This window comes from Stieleria sedimenti (assembly GCF_025060895.1).
Classification (GTDB): domain Bacteria; phylum Planctomycetota; class Planctomycetia; order Pirellulales; family Pirellulaceae; genus Stieleria; species Stieleria sedimenti.
This window is the reverse complement of sequence record NZ_JANZKV010000012.1, coordinates 1-22,044: the sequence shown is the minus strand read 5'-3', so window position 1 is coordinate 22,044 and position 22,044 is coordinate 1. Positions and strand designations below refer to the sequence as shown.

General features: G+C 56.2%; 6 protein-coding genes. 2 read left to right on the top strand and 4 right to left on the bottom strand.

Features of this window, described 5'->3' with window-relative positions; all coding sequences use genetic code 11:
• Positions 1 to 156 precede the first annotated feature (156 nt).
• On the top strand, positions 157 to 12,291 hold the full coding sequence (locus NZK35_RS01880) for an SdrD B-like domain-containing protein (RefSeq protein ID WP_259630904.1): 12,135 nt from the start codon (positions 157 to 159) through the stop codon (positions 12,289 to 12,291).
• Positions 12,292 to 12,616: 325 nt separating this feature from the next.
• Here the strand turns inward: NZK35_RS01880 and NZK35_RS01875 are convergent, their stop codons facing one another.
• From NZK35_RS01875 to NZK35_RS01865, 3 genes are all read right to left on the bottom strand, one after another.
• Positions 12,617 to 15,145 (bottom strand): leucine-rich repeat domain-containing protein, encoded by a 2,529-nt coding sequence (locus NZK35_RS01875; protein WP_259630903.1) that lies wholly within the window; start codon positions 15,143 to 15,145, stop codon positions 12,617 to 12,619.
• Positions 15,146 to 15,394: 249 nt separating this feature from the next.
• A complete protein-coding gene (locus tag NZK35_RS01870; protein ID WP_259630902.1) occupies positions 15,395 to 16,432 on the bottom strand; it encodes a PEP-CTERM sorting domain-containing protein in 1,038 nt (345 codons plus the stop codon).
• A 361-nt stretch (positions 16,433 to 16,793) separates the two neighbouring features.
• On the bottom strand, positions 16,794 to 17,216 hold the full coding sequence (locus tag NZK35_RS01865) for a group II truncated hemoglobin (RefSeq protein ID WP_259630901.1): 423 nt from the start codon (positions 17,214 to 17,216) through the stop codon (positions 16,794 to 16,796).
• A gap of 40 nt (positions 17,217 to 17,256) precedes the next feature.
• Between NZK35_RS01865 and NZK35_RS01860 the strand changes: the two genes are divergently transcribed.
• On the top strand, positions 17,257 to 17,661 hold the full coding sequence (locus tag NZK35_RS01860) for a hypothetical protein (RefSeq protein WP_259630900.1): 405 nt from the start codon (positions 17,257 to 17,259) through the stop codon (positions 17,659 to 17,661).
• Between the two features lie 1,615 nt (positions 17,662 to 19,276).
• Here the strand turns inward: NZK35_RS01860 and NZK35_RS01855 are convergent.
• The coding region (locus tag NZK35_RS01855) for an SUMF1/EgtB/PvdO family nonheme iron enzyme (RefSeq protein WP_259630899.1) at positions 19,277 to 22,044 on the bottom strand (2,768 nt) is incomplete at its 5' end.

Sequence of the window (22,044 nt, the reverse complement as noted above, 5' to 3'; positions counted from 1 at the left end):
GAAAAAAATCAAAATACTCTGTCCGTTTCTTGCTCCGCCTGCACATAGCGTCTTGGGGAACCCCCGACAAAGCGAACGCCTTGGGTGTCCACCACGCCGGCGTATCGGATTTCGCTTTGCGTCTTCCTGTTCGCGATACCTGACGAAGAAACGCAGATGATGAATCGATCGCATGAGCTCGGCGACGGCAAATTCCGCCGGAAACCGGCAAATTCACAGACACGCCGCCGCCGATGTGTTTCCAGACGCAACCTCTTGGTGGAACAACTGGAATCCCGACGTCTGCTGGCCCTTGACTACGGCGACGCTCCCGACGCGAGCGAACTTTCCGCGGCGGGTGACTACGCGACGAGATCGGAAAGCGATGGAGCGGCGCACGAGATTGTGCCCGGACTTTTTCTTGGCAAGTGGGTCGATGGCGATTCAGGGACCGCGCAAGGGGCGGGTGCGAAGGCAGACGACCACTCAACGGTGCTCGCGGATCTCGCGGCCGACTTCGTTGCCGCGGTCGATCCTACGGCCATGACCGCTGGCGCCTCAATCGATCCAGACGCCGCAGGCGGAGGTGCTTGGCAATACCTCGTCAGCGAGTCGATCGATCCGAGTAGCGGCTCCGCCAATCTGCAACGGCTCTCCTGGGACACATCGCTCAACGCGTTTGAAGTCCCTGGCTCCAACCACACCGATGGATCCAATGGCGACTTCTTGGGCTTTCCGAGTGGCGATGAACTCGCGTTTCACCCACAAATCGCCGGCTCCAGTCACCGGTTGATTGCACGCTGGGTCGCGGGCCCGTCCGATGCGGGACAAATCGCCATCGAAGGTCGCGTGCGGAAAAGCGACATCACGCCCAGTGACGGAACGCGTCTATTGGTCTACGCGGATTCTGTCCTGATCTCCGATAACGTGATTGATGGCGAAGATGGTCGCGGATTCTCTTTCACGTTGCCCGAGGTTAACGTGACCGAAGGATCGACAGTCGACTTTGTAATCGACGCCAACGCGCGATCTGACTTTGATGCGACGCGTTTAAGCGCGACGATCACCCGCGGCGACGACGAAGACGGTGTCGTCGATGGCAACTTGGAAGACTTCGACCTACTGCCCGGACAACAACCGGAAATCCAGGTCGTTGCGACCAACCTGACCGACAAACCGGCGCTGTTGGCCGGTTGGATCGACTTCAACCAGGACGGTGTGTTTGACGATACCCTCGAGCGGGCGATCGTCGACGTCCCGATCGGTTCGGATGCGGCGACCGTGACTTTGGTGTTTCCCGAGCCTCCGAAAAACTCGGTCTTCACAACCTACGCCAGGCTGCGACTCAGCTCCGACACAGACTTCGTCGCCGATCCCCATTCCATTGGTTTGGTCGACAGCGGTGAAGTCGAAGATTACCGAATCGGAAGGCCAACACGTCTCTGGGTCGGTCAGGGCAACAACAACAGCGTCTTTGACGGAGCAAACTGGGCGATTCGAGATGCCGATGGAACGGTAACGCCATCGAGCCGACCGCCGAGGTTTTATGAAAACGTCTTCGTTTCGGAGCAATACGCCGGGGAAACTCTACTAATCGAGACGGATCGCAGCGATCGATTTCGCGTCCGTTCCATAAGGAGTGCCGCCGACTTGCAAGTGCAGCAGAAAGGTCTCGTGCAAATCAATCAAGATTCCTGGATCGCCGGACTCACCCTCGACGGGGTGCGCACCGATTTCGGTGACTCGTTGCAGGCGTCGTCCGGGACTCGACTGACCATCGACGGCGACTTGAGATGGAACCAAGCCCAAATCAACTCAATCAACTTGCAGGTGATGGGGAATCTTTTGATCGCTAGCGATCGGGAACATGCATTGATCCGCAGCACGATCAACGTCTATGGAGATGCATCCATCTGGTCCGGCGGTGATATCAATGCGAACGGTTCGACCATTCGCAATCACGGAACGCTGACGACGATGTCCAATGCCGACAGCCTGCCGCCGGGACCTTTCAACCCGTCTGCAACGATCGTCAACGAATCGGGAGCGACTTGGATTCATGATGCTCCGTCCGCGGCCGACGATGAAGCAGATCTTTTCGGCCGTTTCTACAATCACGGGACGTTGCAGCTCGACTCGGGCAAGCTTGCCATCGGAGACTGTTGCTCGCCGCTGACGCACACCGGGCACTTCAACTTGTTGCCCGGCACCGAGTTGACGCTACGGAGCAAATTCACTCTGGATTCCAAATCTTCGGTGCGATCGGAAGCCGGCAGCGTGCTGGTCATCGAAACCAGTAACAATACGATTCGTGGGGCGATGGATGTCGCCGGCATGCTGCTGATCGAAGGCGGTGTCAATTTTGATGCGGCAGTCTCCCTTGCCCACCTGACCATAAACGGCCAATCCATCGTTGCCTCGCACCCTGTCAACGTCACCGAACACTTCCAGTTCCTGCGCGGCACGTTGGGCGGTGGAACGATCACGAGCGAGAAACGGTTGACCTTGGGCAGTTTATCGGGCGACACGGGACTGACGATTCGTTCCAACTTGATCAACGAAGGTCGAGCCGATTGGCTGGGGCAGAGCATTCACCTTGACAACGGTTCGATTGTGAACAGGGGCGTGTTTGTCGACGCGTCGGGCGGGAATCTCGTCACCCCCGTGTTTAAGAGCGGGAACGTTGAGAACCACGGCCGTTGGACAATCGACGATTCGGTCGGTTCGTCGGGCGTGGCGACTCGCAAAGCGGATTTCGTCAATGATGGCGACTTCGTCGTGGCGGGACAGAACGTGGAATTCTACCGCTTTGACCAGGAATCTGGAACGTTGCAGTTGTCTAATGGCGCGTTCGGGGTTGTCGGTGGCGACCTGAACCTACACGGCGGTCAACTCGTCGGCGACGGACAAATCAATGGTTCCGTTTTGCAATCGGGAGGCACGATCAGTCCTGGGATGTCGCCTGGCATCCTCGGGATCAGCGGAGACTTGATTGTCACCAAGGGGGAATATGTGGTCGAGATCGGCGGCCCGGTGACAGATGAAAATGGCAACGATGCGGCAGGGCTCCATTTTGACCGCGTCACCGTCGGAGGAAACGCGCAGCTCGATCGAATCCGCGTCGAACTATTCGGCGACTACCAACCGACGCTTTCGAGTCGGTACTTGGTGCTGCAGGCCAGCGGTGTCTCTGGGCCGGCAAGCGACAACGCGTCGGACGTTGGCATGACGATACCGGGCAGCGACTCGGTGGTCGAACTGGTCGTCACCACGCTGATCAATAGCCCGCCGATCGCCGATGCCGGCGGTCCCTACAGCGGCGTCGAAGGAACGCAATTGGTACTCGACGCGACCAATAGCTTCTCTGCGAAGCAGTCGTCCGAGACGCTCGATTACCATTGGGATCTTGATTACGACGGCGCGACATTTGATCCGCAGTACTTTGGCTCGACCTTGCCGGTGACGTTCTATGACAATGTGGATCCGCCGCGCACCGTCGCCGTCCGCGTCACCGATACAGACGGTGACGTTGACATCGCATCCACAACGCTTTCGATTGCCAATGTCGCGCCGGATTTACATCGGGCACTTGGTTCGACGCGACTCTCGATCGAAATCGACGATGATTATGTCGCCACGCTTGTCGGACAATTCGAGGATCCCGGCCACGACACGCAAACGGTTTTGATCGATTGGGGCGATGGCTTGCCACCGACGGAGCTCGCGCTCTCCGACGTTGAACGAGAATTCTCGGCGAACAGGACCTATCCGATCCCCGATTCGGCGACAAACTATGTGATTACCGTCACAGTGACCGACAAGGATGGTGGTAGCGACACGGGTCAGATCGGACTGGAAGTACGGGAACCACTGTCGGAAATTCGCGGGATCAAATTTGACGACGTCAACGGAAACGGAATCCAAGATACTAACGAATTGGGGCTGCCTGGTTGGACCATCGAATTGCTCGATCCGACCACGGGACAGATCCTTCAAACCACTGTCACAGACGCAGGTGGTGCGTACGTCTTCGAGGAAGTCGCGTTGGGGTCCTACCAGCTTCGCGAGACGCAGCAATTCGGATGGCATCAAACCTTCCCTGTCGATCCACTCGATCGCATCAGTACAACCGCGGAGGGAACCGAATCGGACGGCCAAAGCGATTCACCATCAATTTCTGCAGACGGCCGGTTCATCGCGTTTTCTTCTTTGGCATCCAACTTGGTTGCCGACGATACCAATCGATGGCGTGACATCTTCGTCAAAGACACGGTGACCGGTGCGATCGAGCGAGTCTCGCTGTCGGTCAATGGTGATCAGCCCGACGGCGCAAGTTACGCTCCATCGATCAGCGGTGACGGCACTCTCGTTGTTTACCGCTCTGTCGCGCAAAACTTGGTGCAAGATGACCGCAACGTCGCCAGTGATATCTTTGCGTATGATCGTCGCACCGGCGTGACTCGGCGTGTGAGTGCAAACTTGGATCTGGACGAAGGCAATGAGGATAGCTTTGCACCGGCTATCAGCGGTGATGGTCGGTTCGTCGCGTTCGAGTCGACGGCATCGAATTTGGTTACCGGTGACACCAACGGGGTCGCCGATATCTTTGTTACCGATTTGCACACGGGGCTTACCGAACGCGTCAGCATCGCGAGCGACGGATCTCAATCGAATCGGGGAAGCTTTCAACCCAGTCTCAGTGACGACGGTCGATACGTCGTCTTTGCGTCGGGTGCGCACATGCTTGACGATCGCGACCGTGATTCGAATCTTGACATCTATGTCTACGATCGAGCACGAAATGAGCTGGCGATCGTAAGTCGCGGTGCGGGTGGGCAAGATCCGGACGGAGACAGTTTCGCGCCAGCCATCAGCGGCGATGGACAAGTCGTCTCATTTGCGACCACCGCGACCAATCTCCTGCCCGGCGACACAAATGGGCAGATTGATGTCTACGTTTCGGATTGGACCGACGGCAGACTCCGTCGCGTCACGCTCGGCAACGGCCCGAGCAGCGGGGCAAGCCTGAACGCTGACGGTACGAAAGTGTTGTTCACCTCGTACGCGAGCGATTTAGTTTCAGGCGATACTAATAATGGGCCGGACGTCTTTTTACACGATCGAACACTTGATGTCACCAAGCGGGTTGGCCAGTCGCTGATTGAAGAGGCCGATCACTTTGCCTTGCAGGCAGTGCTCAGTCAAGATGCCAGTGTGATCGCGATGTCATCTGACGGCAGCAACCTGATTGCGAACGACGCAAACGCGCGACGCGACGTTTTCATTCAGGGTTTGATAGGGTCCTACGCAGTGGAGGTCGATTCGATTGACGTGATCGTCGGACTCGATTTTGGGAATCAGTTTCGGTTGGCGTCCATCTCGGGGCAAAAGTTCGCCGACGAAAACGGAAACGGCGTTCGGGACGTGGACGCCGAAACCGGTGCATTCGTCGAGCCGGGGCTGGATGGCTGGACCATTCAGGCCGTCAACAGTCGGACCGGTGAGTCCTTTCTGACGGTCACGTCTAGCGTCGACCTGGACGGAAACGGAGTCGTCGATCCGATCAGCGAGCAAGGGCTCTACGAGTTTTCGGCTTTGCCGCCCGGCGGATACGAAGTGTTTGAACGACTCGAGGATGGCTGGATCCCTTCCTCGCCGCGTCTTCAACTTCCCACGCCGTTGCAATTTCGCGCACCGATCTCCAATGACCCTCCGCCGTTCGGTCCGGCCAACGACCCTCGACTGTCTGTCCCCGCGAGCAGGCTGTTGCGGACCCAGCGCGTTCGGACACCCGTCACACGGATTCCGGCGGTCGCCGATGGGCAAAGTGAGCAGTTGCCGATCCTCTATGTCAAAGGCTTCAATGATGATGGTTCGGGCTGGGGAGAAACAGGATTGTACTTCCAGAACCTCGCCGACATCACCGACGGCCAAAGTTACGCGAAAGGTTCCGCGGGTATCGAGACGTACGGAATTCAATTCTGGTCAACCGACTTCGGAGATCCCAATCTTGATCCGGAGAATGATTCCTTCGATCGCAGTGGTGCGGTGGTCCAAACACTCGATGATTTAGCCGACCCCAACAACGTTCTGCGAAAACCGTCTGCTCAAGAATTCATCCTGAATAGCCTTAGCGAGATATTTGCCGGGCTTTTTGATCCGGAAAATTGGGTGCTGGAGTGCCCGGATCTTCTTGATGTGACGTCGTGCCATATTCCGGCGTTGTCGTACGATTTTGCCGAGTCCCGCTCGAGTTACAACGTCAACGGATTGGCTCGCTACCATGCCGAAGACCTGTTGGAGTTGCTGCAGGATCAGCTCGGTCGCGTCGGCCCTTTGAGTGACGAGTCGCAAGTCAACTTTCTGACCCACAGCGCCGGTGGGCTAGACACTCGCGCGGCGCTATCGCTCCTGCAAGCGACCGGTGACCCGGCGCTGCAGCAGGCCGTTTCCAACGTCGTTTACACGGCACCTCCGTTTGGCGGCAGCACCGGAGCTGAAATGCTGAACGCGTTTTATGAAAACGACACGCTCGGAGCGACGCTACTCGATCCTTGGGTGACGGAGTACTTGACCGATGCCTACTGGGGACCGTTTGAGTCCCTCGCGCGGCTCTTTATCGCCGAGCCGATTGTCGCGTCCGTCTACCAGGCGATCGACCTGTTCTCGGGAAGCTACGACACGCTTGCCGAAAAGATCGCCGCCGTCCCAGATGCAGAAGCGATTTCGCTTGCCATCGACCAGACGATCGACGAACTGGACGGTTTCATCAAAAACATCACGGCACATCTTCCCAGCGGATCGTTCGGCCTTGCTGAAATTGACGAATTCCTGAGCACCGATTCGAACAGCTTTGACCCGCTGTTTCGGGGTTCTCTCACCAATGAATTGATCGTCCCGATCGTCAAACAAGTATTGACAGCAGGGATGGGCTTGCCGGGACAACCTAAATTGCGGGACGACCTGCGGCCCTACGAAGCCATTCACGATAATCTCCAACAGTTCGACGCGAACTTGCAGATTCCCCAGTTCGTCGTGTGGGGCGAAGGCGGTTTCTTGCGATTTCTCGCGGGAGACGCCGCCCCGAATACTCCCGTTCCGATCAATCAAGGCCCACCGCTGGAATTGGCCGCTGCGGACCCGAGATCCCTTCACGCCTACGGCAACGAAGATCGTCAGGGGCTTGATTTCAGTCAGATCGACACTCAGCCGGGGGACGGCAATTTGTCTCGGACCAGCGCGCTCTTTTTGACCGATCTGGCCGGCGGATACATGAAAGCTTTGGCGGGTTTCTCACGACACACTCACGGAACGATTCCGACGGATCTGTTCACTTCCGAATCCAACATTCAAGGCTCGTTCCTGCAGCAAGACGAAGACAATCAAGCGTCGCTCGGCGAGGTGATCGTTGAAACGCTTCTCACTCCAGTCACATCACTCGCCGTCACGGAAGAAACGGTTGTTGTCGATCCGGATGCACGAATCTATCGATTGAATGGTGACGCGGAGATCAGATTTGAAGCTGAAGAAAAGATCTTTCTGGACGAATTCAACCGCGTCTTTTCCGTTCGCCCGTCCGGTGTCGAATACCGTGTCGCTGCCGAAGATCAAATCGACCATGCGGATTGGATACTGGTTGATCCAAATCAATTCTCGCGTCGCGCCGTCTCCCTTTCCAGCGACCTGGGGCTCGCCGACGAACAGCCATTTACGCTGCAGTGGCGTTCACTCAATCAGCACGGCGGCCGTGAAGCCATACGCAGTGCGACGTTTATCATCGACACCAATGCACCGAGTCTGCAGTATGTGGATGTCTACGATGCCGAGTCACCCGATGACGACAGCCAGATCTACTTTAATGGTCGGCCGCTGATCAGCAATACGTTCCAGTCGCGCCGATTCGATGGACCGGCAACGTTCTCCAAGCCCATCGATTGGTACATCAATCTTGACCGCGGAAAGCAGATTCACCTGGAGTTTGATTCACCAACCAATTTTGAATACGCGTGGAATGACCCGAATCTGTCCAGCCCCAGCACATCGGTCCAGGGCGACCCCGCGGCAGGCGTCGTCGAGTTGTTGGTCCGCCGCAATGAAGCTGGCTCCGTGCCGGTCCTGGGCATCGGGCTTACCTACTTGGAAGAGGGGATCCAGGTGCTGCATTACCGCACCAGCGATGCCAATGGAAACCAATCGGCCATCCAATCGATCGAATTCTTTGTCGATGCGTCGCCCCCACAGTTGCAGCTCAGCGTGGCGAACGATCAGATTGTTGGGCCGCAAACGCCGATCACGTTACTGGCAACGGATGTTGGGGCGGGAATTTCCGAAGCGCGAGTCACCCTTCCTGGTGTGGGCAACTTGGGCTCCGGTGCGAGCTTTACGCTTTCTGAAACGGCCTTTGCCAGTCAGATTGACTCCGGCGAAAGCGTCAGTTTGAACGGGTTTGCAGAAGATTTGGTGGGCAATCAAAAATCGACGTCGTTCTCCCTCGTCTACGATTTCCTCGGCCCTTCAACCGAGATCGAGTCGATTTCGGTCGGCACGCGTCTTGCTGATGGTCGAATCATCACGACCGTTCCTGAGGTGAACGTGGTGTTTCGGGTCGACGATGATGCCGCGGGATTGGACGAGGCGAGTTTGTCGTGGAGCGTTGGTGCGGCCGGCAATGGGGCGCTGTCCACCGGTTCGCCAAGACCGCTCGGCGACGGTCGTTATGAGGTGAGGGTTCCATTGGCGATCGGTGAAAATCATTTGCAGTTGCGGGCGACCGATCACGTCGGCAACTCAAGCTTCACCATACAAACGTTGTTGCGATCGCCCAGCCACCGTCTCGAACTGGAGCGAGGCGATCGTGTCTCGGGCGTCGACTTCGGCAACACACGGTTTGGATCGATCAGCGGATTCATCTTTATCGATGCAACCGGTGACCTGCGTTACGACTATCCCGATGACCCGCCATTGCAAAACGTCGCAGTCTACGTCGATCGAAATTCGAATGGCCGCTTTGATGCCGGCGAAGCAATGGTATTCAGCGATGCGGAGGGTCGATACCGATTCGATCATTTGCCGCCGCGGACCTACGACATCCGCGCGATGGTTCCTGCGGGGTACGAACTCGTCTCTCCCCCCGACGGACTGCAATCCGTCACCCTCGGCATTCAGGATTCTGTCGACCACATTTCGTTCGGTTTCGAGTTTTTGGGGGCGACCATCGCGGGCAGAGTGTTTGACGATGCCAACGGCAATGGTGAACTCGATCCCAGTGAGTCTCCCATCTCGGGCTTCGGTGTGAACTTGAGCGTTGGCGCGATGACTTCCAACCGTGACTTTGTGACAACCACAGATGCCGACGGGTACTTCGCATTCTCTGGTCTACAGCCTGGAGACTACACCGTCCTGATTAACGAATCGGCGCAGTACGAATCCACGACCGGAACGAGCCGAGTCGTGGGCATCGCCGAGGGCCAAGTCGACGACAAGACTTTCTTTGGTCTTTTCGAAACGACATCTGTCAGCGGCTCGGTGTTTGAAGACCTGAACAAGGATGGCGATCGAGACGCGGGCGAGCCGCTGCTAAGCGATTTCGTCATCGAAGTTGACTATCACAGCGACGGTTCGATCGACCAGACGATGCAATCAACGGGATCAGGATTCGCCTTTTTCGGCTTACCGTTCGGGCAACACGTCGTATCGCTCGTCGTACCGGAGGGCTTCACGCAGTCTCAGTTTGTGGACGGAGGTGATTATTCGATCGCGATTGAAAGTGGCAGCCAACTGGTCGACCTGAATTTCGGTGTCATCGACCGGCGTGGTGTCGTCAGTGGGACAAAATTTGAAGACCGGAACGGCAACGCGGTACACGACCCAGCCGAGCCGGGGCTTGCCGGCTGGACCATCTATGCCGACATCAATGACAACAAGGTGTTGGACTCCGACGAGCCGTCAACAACGACATCCTCCGATGGATCTTACGAGCTGAGACTGCCCGTGGGCGACTATGTGATTCGCGAGGTGCCGCAAGCGGGTTGGAAGCAGACATTCCCCGTCGCGGTGGATTATCAGTCGATCGCGACCTCCGATTTTGTCAAAGGTAACTTGTCGCTGTCCGGACCCTACATCGTTTGGGGCGAGTCCACTTCACCAGGGGGACGCTTGCGGCGATTCGACGGCAACAATGTAGTGGACATTGTTGTGATCGAGGATGAAAGCATCACGTCATTCGGCGTCACCCGCGATGGGACTGTTTCCTGGGCGTTGGATCCCGATCGCTTCGATAACGACAGCGACGAGAACGACATCTATCAGAATGTTTCGGGAACGGTGCGACGGTTGACACGAAATGGTGTCGAAGACGGCGATCTGCTGACCGACGGAGATCATCTGATCTACAAGAGCGGAAACAACTTGTTCTTAAATGACGGTGAGAAGACCGTCGTCTTGTCACAAAGTGCTGGGATTGCGGCTGCCGATGGCGGCAGCGTCGTCTTCAATGCGATTGACATCGCGGCCAATCGCCGCGGACTCTACCACTACGATGGCGAACTGATACGAGAGATTTCCGACGCGGCGAGTGAGTTCGTCTTCCAGATCGACGTCCATGGAGACTACATCGCTTGGATCCAGTACGATTCCGCTAGCCAGTGGTATTCGGTGTGGAGAGACGACGGCCAAGGGGCACAGCAAATCGACACCGGACCAGAGACCGCAACTGAAGTCCAGGTTGACGCATTCGGTAACGTCGCTTGGCTTCGTTGGTCTGACGAGGACAATGCGGAGGTGATTTTTCATGCTGGCGGTGCGCTGTCCACATTGACGAGCGACGGGTCGAGGAAATTAGACCTTTCACTCGATGCCGGAGTGGCCGCGTGGTCGCGTTCGACCGTCGAGAGCTCGCGGGTGTTCATCTACGATGGACTCGAGATCCTTGAGCCCGGATTCAGCTTTTCCTATGGACCGGTCGTGGAGGAAGGTCGTGTTGCCTTCTTCGCGTCGGAGATCGGGACGTTGACGACCACGGACGTCTACGTCACGGACGTGCGGAGCTATCACGCGGTCTCGATCGATGTGGGACAATCGGTCAGCGAGATCGATTTCGGCAATCGCGCCGAAACAGCCACACTTTCCGGCAGTGTCTTTGCGGATCTTGATGGGGATGGCGTTCAAGATCCGGGTGAAGGCCCTCTGAACCGCGCGGACGTTGAACTGCTTTTGCTTCCCAGCCGCCAAGTGCTCGCTACGGTGTCAACCGATGAATCTGGGCAGTTTGAGTTTGCCGTCGAACATGGGGTGGAGTACCTGGTTCGAGTTGCGGTGGGGCCCGGGGAAGAAGTGACTTTTCCAGAAAATCGAATTTATACTTTGACGCCGACTGCCGGTAGCACAAACGTCTTGACGTTTGCCGTCACGACCAACGCTTCGACCGATAGCGATGGGATACCAGATTCGGTCGAAGATGGTGCGCCGTTCGGAGGTGATGGAAACAACGATGGCGTCCCAGACCGTCAGCAACCCCATGTCGCGTCCTTGCCAAACGCCGAGGATGATACCTATGTGACGATTGTCGCGCCGGAAGGCACCGAACTGGTCGCGGTGACCGCGTTTGACGACCACCCGGAACCAGACAAAATACCCTCAGACGCAAAGTTCCCGGTCGGGTTCATCAGTTTTGAACTACACGGTATCGAGGTAGGAGAAACGGTCGATGTCACACTCGTGTTGCATAACCACTCGTTGATTTCGAATTATTACAAGTACGGACCGACTCCGGATGATACCGAGCCCCACTACTATCGCTTCACGCGAACTTCGAAATGGGGAATCCAATCGTTGTCGCCTGGGGAAGTCGTGCTGCGCTTCACCGATGGTAGGACCGGAGACGACGATTTGACAGAAAATGGCGTGATCGTTGATCCCGGTGCCCCGCTGTTGATCACGTCAGGGCGAGTGCAAAACCCGATCGACCCCTTCGACGTCAACAACGACGGCGAGACATCGCCATTGGATGCCCTTCAAGTGATCAACTACCTGGCCAGAAACCAAGGCGATGGTGAATCAATCGCTGCCATGGGAGAATCGCCTGTGTTCCTCGATGTCAACGTCGACGATCGCGTCAGCCCGCTCGACGCACTCGCCGTCCTCAACGAAATCGCAAGAAGAACCTCTCCGATGACCGAGGCTGAAATGCCACCACCGCTCGCGTCCGACTGGCTACGCCCCTACCAATCACCCACCGATGACGAGGAGTTTGACGACACGATCGGACTACTTGCGCACGAGTTGGTCCGGCGCAGCCCACTCGCACCGCTCTAGACGACTCACCAACGTCCCGATCGGACATTGGGGTCGTGTGAGCTTTCGGGTACGACTCATCGCGACAAATGGCGAGTCATTTCTTGCCGCGGAGATTGGTCCAAACATTAAGTAGTCAAAAAATGTTGGGGAGCGGGGAGTCGTTGCCGCAAGCTGGCTGCATTTTTTGACCAATCCATTTTTTGACCCCCATCCCCTGTGCCCCCAGGCTTGCCCGCAGGTGGACTGGCAGAAGTCTGAGACCTCCTGCGATTAAACGTCTTTTCCAGGACAGAGTCGCACGGCCTTTCTTCTCTTTATTTCACTTTGATGGTCAAACGACCGGCTACTTGTTCGCGATCTGTTCAAGGTATTCGGTGCCGTGTTGCTGGTACCACTGAGCCACCGTTTCCAAGCCGCGGCAATTGATCAGCATGTCGGCTCCTGGTGCCTGCTCGGAAACAAGCATTTGCGAAAGCCACCAAGCAACCGTTTCCTCTTCCCACCAGTATTCGCTCCGTTGGTACTCCGTCGCCCACTTCAAGCCGTGTGCGCCGCGCGTCTCAATGACGACGCGTACTGCGGCTACTTGAAGGGCCACGTTGGATTCGTTGAGCTGAAAATGGCTGGGCTTCAGTTTCTGATGGTCGCCCAACATGGCGAGGGCCACTTCATACATCGGCGACGTTTCAGTCTTCTGCGAAATGACTTGTGCTGCCGGAGCGTGATGCAGGTACCCAAGCGCCAACGCGGCAACCTCCGCCTCCGATCGGTTTCCCGCCACACTGTCAAAGCCTTCCGCCAGGTCAACCGTTTCGTCATCGGGGACAACGGGCAGCCCCTCTCGCGCAGTCGGTTCGCCGCGGAGTACACGCATGAGGTGATCGGCGACGCTGTGCATCTCCAGACCACCTGACGTCAACATCGCCGATCGCCGCACACTCGGATGAGGATCGGTGAGTCCCCGTTTGACGATTTCCAACAACGCTCCATCACTAAAATCATTGCGATACGATTGAACGTAGCGCTGGGCGTCTTGTCGCAGCGGGTAGTAGTGAGAATCCTGCATCACGTTGACGACGGCGTGACGCAAATCGTTCGCGTTTTCGGGTGCCCAATCCTCTAACGCGGATCTCCACGATCGCCAGTAGCGTGCCGCCCCACGTCTCGCTCGCCGATCCTGTCCTCGTAAAGCTGACTCGACCGCCAATGCCAACTCGTCCGTCTCATATTGATTGAGTTCAGCGTCCGCAAACTGCTCGATCCAATCCAGCTGAGTCCAACTGTTGTTGTCCGTCCCCAGGATCCGTAACAACACATTGATCTGGTCCTCGCTCGTTCGAAACGTCTTTCGCAACGTTTCCCCGAATTTTTCGCTCCGCTCTGCGAACGCCCGGGCCAAATCCTCTGGCAAACCCGACACCGCGCGTTCGATCTTGCGGTTCGCCGCCCGTTCCTGTTCCTGTGCCTGCCGGATTTCATCTGCCGGTCCGCTCACGCCATGGTGGTCGAGCCATTCCACTAAGAACTGCCCACTGCTTGCGGTCAGCATGCCATCGCCCCACCATCCCTGACGCCAACGCAGGCTTCGGCCATGGTGAAAACCCACCGTCGTCAGCAACTCGTCCCCCAAATAGAAATCCAGAAAGGGGTCTCCCCCACACATGCAATAAAAACCGCTCTGTGAATCGTCGATCTTGATCCCTTCGACCAACTCTCGAATCTTGGCGGGATCCTCGGATTCAAACAGATGCTTTGGGGAACTCGTGTTGCTGTCGGCCGCAAAGTGATGGGTGCGGACGACCAGTCGCGTCGCGTCGCCGATCATGTTGCGCAGAGATTCACCCCATCGATACATGATCAAGCACTGCGGATTTGCCTTCGCAAATTCGACAACCTGTTGATCGGAGAGTCGGGTCGACTGAATGCGAAGGACACGCGGTGCAAGTTGCTCCGGCAGTCGTTCGACCAACGTTGCGTCTGCATTGACCCATTTCAAGTGCTTCAAGCCGGCAAGTGAATCCAAATTCGCAACGGCATTCATCGAAACATCAAGCGTCTCCAGACGGTCTAAGTTTGCAATGAACCCCACGTCTCTGAGCCCTTCACGCTGGCCCGATAGATCCAGATGCCGGAGCTCAGTCAGGGAGGATAGCGAATCGGTGTTCTCAAGCTGATGTCCGAGGACGGTCAGGTTTTCCAGTTTCTTGCAGTTGGAGAGTAACTTGAAATCGAATACCAGCTTTGAATAACCATTGAGTTCGAAATGCCGCAGTTTGGTGAACGACTTCAATCGCTCCATCTCGGTGATCTGACCTTCCGAAGAATTGAACTGGACACGTAGGTATCGGGTTTCTCGGGGAAGAGGTGGTAGCGGATTGGTGGTTCCGCGGCGCCAATCTTGCGTGACGGTGAGCAACGCTTTTTCACAGTCGATTGCGTTGAGTTGTTGTTCAATCTCATCAGACCAGGCTTCCAAGACGACTCCCCACAGCCCGGCGATCTCCTCTTCGGACATCGACGACAGTGGATTCTGGATTTTGGCTTCCTCCCCGCTGCCGATCCAGTTGATCCGCACTGCGATCACTTGGTTTCGATCCCCGAGTTCGGCGAGCAGTTTTCCGTCGTCGGTCCAAGACGCCTTGATCGGTAGAGATTGCCCCGCGGGAACGCGTACCGAATGCGAGATCGAACCCGAATCGGTCGCCTCTCTGGTGCTGGACAACGGCACGGCCGCGGCAGGATTGTCGATGCTGACTGTCCGCTGGTCACGCGGCGGCCAGGGCAATGTCGACACGTCGGACTCCGCCGCCCAGGAGGAAGGCTGAGACCCGACCAGAAACAACAGACCCAGAAAGACGGACCGAACACGCATACGAAACTCTCTACTCTCTCGGTTTCGAAATTGGCACACGGGAAGCTGAATCGCTGTGACCCGTGGAGATCAACGAACAGCAAAATCCAGTGTACCAGTTGTCCGTCGCATCTGCCGATCGCGAACGATGGTGTGCAAGCACCGTCCGAACGCGAGTCCCGTAAGGGCTTCGTCGACACTATCATTCAGCGTCGTCGTTGCATCACCTTGACGATTCCGCGTGTGTCCATCGACTGGACAACGTCGCTATCATGACACCCTGCGCCGTGAACGGATCATCATCATTCCGCCCAGCAGCAGTACCAGCGCGGCACTGGGCTCGGGAATGGCCGTCAGCCGACTGGAGGCGTAGTGTTCCAAGTAAAAGTCACCGCTTACATTGCGGCCGGCAATCATCGAGCCGTAGAAGGCTTGCGTATCGACCGAAATGTTTCCGTCGGGCGTGTAGACGGTGCCGAAGAACTCGTTCAAAAACCCGCTACCGATTTCAAAATCGCCATGCACTTCCCAGGTGACCTCGCTCGCCAGGTCGACAAAAGACGGAGGGGGATTGTCGCCGGGATCGACGAATTCGGTTCCGTTAATGTACAGTTGCAATCCGGTTCCCAAATCCACATCGTCTTCGACGTAAACGTTGATCTGGCCACCGGACAAATCGAGATACAGATCGGTAGAAATCCCGAGCGTCAGATTGCGGAGAAAATAGTCTCCACTGGTCAAGTGCAACTCGTCCAGTGACGAACCGCTGAGGTCGACCGATCGATAGCTCCCCGGGGCCAAGTTGACAACCTCTTGGCCGGCCAGGTTGTAATCGACAGAACCCGCGACGAAATCGGTGGTGTGCGGCATGGCGATCGAGGCAACCGTATTGCTCGCTTGAGTCACCGTTCCGGTGACCACACTGGACGCATTGGCGGAGATGTCACGTCCGTAGGTTGCATTTCCGATCACATCGGTCCCGCTATTAAAACTGATATCTCGATTGGCAAACAGATCGCCGTTGATATCGATCAGGCTGGACGTCGTAACGATATCTTCGACGGCGTAAAAGTTGCCGCGATTTCGCGACGGACGCTGAATCCCGTAACCGAATTCGACAGAAATATTCTCCCGGGCATAAACGTCGCCCAGCACGGTGCTGTACGTGTCCAGCGTCACCATTTGACCGGCGTAGATGGCGAAGTCGGTCGCTTTTGCGTCCGTCGCGACTTGCGCGGATGCCGTCATTTGCAGACAAGAAACCGTCGCACCAAGGATTGCGACGGCAATCAAAGATCGTCGAAACATGGGAAAATGACTCCAAAGCAAAGTGTAAAATGACAATCCAACGATCGGACGCGAGACAAAGCATAGTCGGCTCTGTCATTCGGGTTTAGTCCCAAATCAGCCGGACGAATCCGAAAGAACACCACCTTTGGCGACAAGGCGACTCGTCACCAGGAAAGCTTCTCCGCCTGTTCTGACGGCCTGGACGAAACTCGCGCGACGCGTCCGTATTGGCTGCGGAGGATGGTTAATCGGTCGGATGGACAAAAACATGGGTGACCGAAGAATCTGTGGGTGACTTCACTCGTTTTCCATCGGTTCCACACTTGCACCAGCGACGTCACCGATGTCCAAGATGATGAATCCAGAGTGGTGGATTTTCTTAGTCATGGGCTCCTGCGTCCAATGATTTAGCCGTTACTGGTGAGTTGCGATATGATCTCCGATGCCGGGAAAAACGGACCCAAGCACTGCGGACCGCGCAACTTGGGAAGGGATATCTCGGTCGATAGCGCGCCAATGGTGCGGCCAACCATTGGTCTCGTTCGGCTTCACCGATCGGAAACGGCAAGTGCCGCGCCCGCAACCTCGGATGACCATATTCCTCGAGATAGAGCGACGGCCCGCCGAAGAACCCCGACAAAAACTTGAACAGTTTGTTTCTCGATTCGGTCAAGTCGTCGCCGTGGAGCGCGCGAATGGTTTTCGTCTCGGGCAATTCCGACATCAGGTCGTAAAACCGATCGACGATGCGGCGCAACCCCTGTTCGCCACCGAGCTGCTCGTAAAATGTAGGGGGATTCATGGCAATAAAAATACTCGAATGCTCGACTACCGGATACCTGATGACTACTGATGATTTTTCCGAGTTCCTCGTTCCCTTTGAGCGATTGACCGTGCTCCGCGACCGCGTGCGGGCAGTGCTGGAGCGGTTGCCCACACCCGTTGTGGAGGATTTCTTGCAGGACGAACGCTTTCGCGTCACGCTTGAAGATTTCGTTCCCGGCCAAGGTTGGTCATTGTGGATGGCGATGCCGGGGGCGAATCGGAGCGGCAGTCGCGTCGTCGTGCTTCGCAAACGGCTCAACGACTGCAACGAAGACTTTGCCCACTACGTCATCGCACATGAATTCGCCCACGCCCATCTTCACAACGGCGGCTGGGGGGACCATACCGATCCAGAGCAAGCGGCTGACGCCCTGGCCGATTCCTGGGGATTTCCGAAAGTCACGCGATCCCCGCAAGACTAGCGTCTGCACGACATCGCGATCCGCCCGTCGACGATAGGAATCGTGTCGACTCGCGACTCCACCGGTAAGCACTGGATCGGCCGATGAGATCTTGCGCCTTACCGTGCCAAACGGAATAGTGGTCAAAAAATGGGGTGGTCAAAAGATGAACCCACCTCGCAGTAACGACTCTCCCGTCGCCTGTATTTTTTGACCATTCTCCAAACCAAGAACGGACTCGACGCCTAAAGACGGAATTACACCAGGCGACCGCGAACGAAGGTAAGTTGACTTCCGAAGAAGAAACGGCGTATCGAGATTTTGTCGAAGCAGTCGACGTGATCTCAATCCTGCAATCGAAAGCTCGACGCTTTCTTGCTCGCCAAGACCGGTAACATGGATTCGGAAACGAAGAACATCGTTCGAGCAAGGGCGCGCGACCGATGATCATTTCGAATTGGACGCGGGATTGATTCGCGGAAAATCACCAACGGGAAGAGCCGCTGCGAGATTGCTCCATATGAACGACAGCCGCCGAGTTAATCTTCGAGAGCAATGGCTAGAAGAAGGCGGCGAAATCTAGACGGAGCATCTTTGGAAATCCTGCCCCTAACACTTCTGTTCATATCGATGTTGCAACCGACTGGATCGACAAGCTGATTCACGAAACGAAAGACGAAAGCTGGAAGATCATTCTGGCGTTAGCTCGGTACGGAGGACTTCGTCCGCACGAATGTCTGATCCGGAAATGGGACGACGTTGATCTGATCGCCGGAAAAATGAAGATCCAATCGGACAAGACGCCTCCGATGCGCGTCTGTCCGATCTTCCCTGAATTGCGACCGCACCTAATGCGTGCGAAGGAAATGGCGGAGCCACGGGGGAGAAGGGCTTTGTGGGCTACTCGTGACGAGTGGAACGAAGCGAACGAACGGGATAGAAGGGAAATCGAAACCCTTCGCTATTGAGTCTCCCGTTTTCCGTGGGATGGTGGGATTGTTGGAGCAAGTTTTCCATGCCGTCGCACTCCAGGAGATCCCCCCGCATGTCCAGCGTACTATCGCCTTCCACGAGACAGGAAATCACAACTGCCCCCTTCCCCGCTTGCTTTCCGTTCATGGTGTTGCAAAGCGGCTGGAGGTCTCCCCGCGAACTGTTTAGCGACTCTCCGAAAACGGAGGGATGCCTGCGCCGGTAAAGCTCGGAGCACTGGTCAGGTGGGACAGCAATAAAATTGATTCATGGATTGAAGCGGGCTGCCTGCCTGCCACAGCGTAGAACACCCGCAAGGCTGACGCTCAGGCGACACGCCGAAGTGTCGCGGAAATCGGCGACGGTCAGGTCGGACTGTTCGTGCTGTTGGATCAGTCGCGACCAACGCGGGTGAGCATTTGGGTCTGGCAAGCGGGCCATGGAAACCTCCGGGCTGAGTGGGTGAAAACCCACCAGCCTACGGCACGCGCCAATAATGGTTTCCTCGGGCGCTTACGCTGCAACCGACTGCACCGGAGACTTTTAGATTTGCTCCGTTGCCCTGCTGATGACGCCTCCTACATGACCGAGGCTTCGTTCGGTGACGGCGAGAGCGGATGCAGCCATGGATATCAGAGGCCGCATGATCTTCGATCGAGACTGACTATTTGTCAGCTTGTAGCCGGAGTTCTTCAATTGCTTTGTTGGTTACCTCCAAGTCCTCGTCTGTTGTTTCGGGGTTGGCCTTTTGCTCAGCGAGGATTTGCTCGAGCAGCCCTTGAGCTTCCTCGATTCGTTCTTGCTTCTGAATGGAGACGGCCAACTTGAGCTTCGCCTCAAAGACATCTCGAATGCTATTCCCTTCGGACTCGTTGAGTATCTGTAGCACGTCGCGGTACTTTTCTTCGGCCAGCTTGAATCGGCTCTCTCCGAAGTACCCGGAGGCAAGTGACATCGCAAACTGCAAGCGTTCTGCGTCGCTCTTCGGGCCACCCGAAGTCGGTGAAAACCTTGCTGATAACCATTGGTCGATGTCATCAATGGCTTGCTCCAGTTCCATGAGATGACCGGATTCATATTCGATAAATTGTTTGTCATTGCTTCCAATTGCATTGAATAGCGGGATCCGGTTCTTTTCGAATCCACGGTCGTAGCGCCCATTCATCAATAGAGCGGGAACGTTTACCAGCGGCGCATAGTTCCTGATGTCTAATTCGAGAATTGGAGAGGTCCAAAGGCCGCCGCTCATCAACACGCAAGCTCGGATGCGCGGCTCAAGAACAACAAACGCAGAGCCCAGTCCGCCGCCACGACTCCAGCCAATGTAGGCAAGCTCCTCCATGTTTAGTTCCGGCCGCTGCTGCATGAAATCGACGGCGCGAGACAGGTCTTTCGTCTGTTGAACGACGAATTCAAGCTTTCGATGTTGGCTCAACTTCGGCCGGAAACCATCGGTACGCTCAAGCGTCCCTTTGTAAACAGGCCAGCACACGACGCGCCCTGTCTGGACAAGGCCAACGACAATTGCGAGGTCTGCCCACCTTCCGCTCTTGTCGATGCTTTCCATCCCGGTGACACCCAGGCCCGGAAAGAATAGCAGGGGCTGATAAGGCGACGTTCTTGTTTTGGGCTCGATGGGATAAAACAGATGAAGTGAAAAACGCTCGTCTCCGTATGCTGCATCCAACTCGACGACTTCATGTCGCCATGAGGCAGTGGACTCGATCGAAATCACTTTCGCATTGAGATCAGCGTTTCTGTCGTAATCGAATCTCCTTCGGACGTTGGCAAGCTCGTCTTGCGAAAAACCCTTTAAGAGGGCTACCGGTACCTGTGGCCCGAATTGGACCGCTTGGAGTTCGTCTTGAGGAACCGGGATGTCATGTTTCACGCACCTGAAACCGATGTTCTTTTCGCGGTGCTCGTTCGGATAAGCCTCGGGTTGGCGGAACATGTAGTTGTGATCGTTCCATGCACCACCGCGAACAATCCTTCGACCGTCGTTGGTCATGTTCAAACACCATTCTTTTACGTTTCCTCCCATGTCGTAGAGTCCCAAGCCGTTGATTGCTCCACTCTCACGAACAGGACGCGGGCTTTGCGCCCCGAATACCTGGTACTCCGCCAAGTACTTGTGTTGATCGAGACATGCGGCCCGTAGCCAATCGGCATTCGTCGGAAGCGTTTTGCTACTAAACTGCGCATACGCCGCCGCCTCATACCAGGAAACGCCAGAGACCGGAAACGATGCCTCGCCAGTTTTGAAGGATCCATTTTGCCAGCTCGCCGGGCCGCATTGCCCAGTTGCGTCAACAAGTCGTTTCATCAACTCACTGAACTCGAGCTCCTCGGATTCCCATACGTAAGGCGCAAGATGCTCCCAGAACGATTCGTTCTGATATCCGCCTGCTTCAACAAATCGCTTGAACTCTTCATTGGTCACTTCAGTTTTGTCGAACCACACCTTGCGAGTGCTGTCGGCGTCGGCTCCAACAGGGACCAGTACCATCCCGCTGGGGGCCTTGTCGGAACGAACCATTTCCCTTTCAATTTCCACGACGTCGGGGCCGGCCATTCCCTCCAAGGTCTCATAGCCGTCTTTCGAGATTCGCCAATGGTACAGCCCAATCGGATTGCTGAACTCCAGATTTGTGATCCCGACACGTCTCCAAGACTGATGAACCTGCCCTAAAGGCCGGACTTCGACGGTGCCATTTGTCGGCGTCGTAGATAGACGCCAGGGCACACAGATACCCTCAAGCAGATCATGAAGTCGTTCATCTTGAGGTAGTACAGCAGTCGCGGCAACGAGAAGCGAATAGGCTTCCTCAAGCTGATTCTCTTGGATTAGCTGTTCCGCAGTGCCTACATCTTCATGGGCCTTCACAACAAGATCGGCAAGGTCTCGCTCGGCTCGCATTTTGTAGATTTTGATCAATGCGGCACCGCAGACAGCAAATAGGATCGCGGCAGCCGCAGCGATCCGAATCTTGGACCTATTGCGCTGCACAAACTTTTGCAACCTGTATGCTGCGGATGGCGCCCGAGCTTCGACCGGCTTGTGAGACAAAAATCGCTGGATGTCCTTGGCAAGGTCGCTGGCAGATTCGTATCGCCGAGACCGATCCTTGTCGAGCGATTTCATGACAATCCAGTCGAGATCACCTCGCACTGCTTTTCCAAGGCTCGCAACGTCAGCCCTTCGGCCCTGTGAAACGATCGTGGCCTTCTCTCCCAACGTGCTTATTTTCGTGCTCGGCTTCGGAGGTTCTTGTTCGCGTATAATCCGCAACACCTCGTCTTGAGCGGCGTTCTTCAAGAGCTCTTTGTCGAACGGCGTCGTCCCTGTTAGCAACTCATACAGCAGGACACCCAGCGAATAGACATCACTGCGCGTGTCAACGTCGACGTTGCTAAGTTCCAGTTTTGCAC